Origin of the sequence: Streptococcus sp. GMD1S (assembly GCF_000296875.1) — a bacterium.
Lineage (GTDB): Bacteria > Bacillota > Bacilli > Lactobacillales > Streptococcaceae > Streptococcus.
In genome coordinates, this window is record NZ_AJQY01000225.1 from 1 (window position 1) to 806 (window position 806).

The following is an 806-nucleotide window of genomic DNA, read 5'->3' on the forward strand; positions in this document are numbered from 1 at the left end:
TAGGAGCTTTCTCCTTGCACAGTCCTATAAAAAGTAGTATCATAGTGTCGTTTGAACTATCAGGAGGAAACGATGAAAGATTTTCATTTTGATGCTATATCTGCCTTTGAAAATTACGAAATTGAAAAAATGAGAGATGGTCATGTTGTGGTGACGACCAAAGTGGTGGACTCGTCGCTCAACTACTATAGCAATGCCCATGGTGGCTATCTCTTCACCCTTTGTGACCAGATTAGTGGTTTGGTGGTTATCTCGCTGGGGCTTGATGGAGTGACGCTCCAGTCCTCTATCAACTACCTCAAGGCAGGAAAACTCGACGACGTGTTGACCATTAAAGGAGAATGTGTCCATCATGGACGCACAACCTGTGTCGTGGATGTGGATATCACCAATCAAGAAGGCAGAAATGTCTGCAAAGCAACCTTTACCATGTTTGTCACAGGCCAGCGGTCAGAAGACAGACAGGTAAGGATATAGATAAACAAAAAAGAGGCTCACACCTCTTTTTCTTATTTCTTCTTCCTGTTTAATACTGCATTGAGAACAATGGCTAGTAAGCTGGCTACGACAATTCCGTTTGAGAAGAACATTTGGAAGGCTGTTGGCATGCTGACAAAGAGATTACTATTGTTGAGTCCGACACCTGCAGCGATGGAGACAGCTGCGATAAGGAAGTTGTGTTCATTGTTAGCAAAGTCAACGCGGGCGAGGATTTGCATCCCTTGAAGGGAAACAAAACCAAACATCACCAGCATGGCCCCTCCAAGGACAGGGCTTGGAATGATTTGGGCGAGGGCACCAAACTT

2 protein-coding genes are annotated in these 806 nt (G+C 44.8%); one reads left to right on the forward strand and one right to left on the reverse strand.

Annotated features, from left to right (window positions below):
* Positions 1 to 72: 72 nt before the first annotated feature.
* Positions 73 to 477, forward strand: coding sequence for a PaaI family thioesterase (locus GMD1S_RS08455; RefSeq protein WP_000651202.1), 405 nt, complete (start codon positions 73 to 75; stop codon positions 475 to 477).
* Positions 478 to 509: 32 nt separating this feature from the next.
* On the opposite strand, the gene GMD1S_RS08460 is transcribed toward GMD1S_RS08455, so the two are convergent.
* A partial coding sequence (locus GMD1S_RS08460) for a solute carrier family 23 protein (RefSeq protein ID WP_000585231.1) occupies positions 510 to 806 on the reverse strand: 297 nt, incomplete at its 5' end.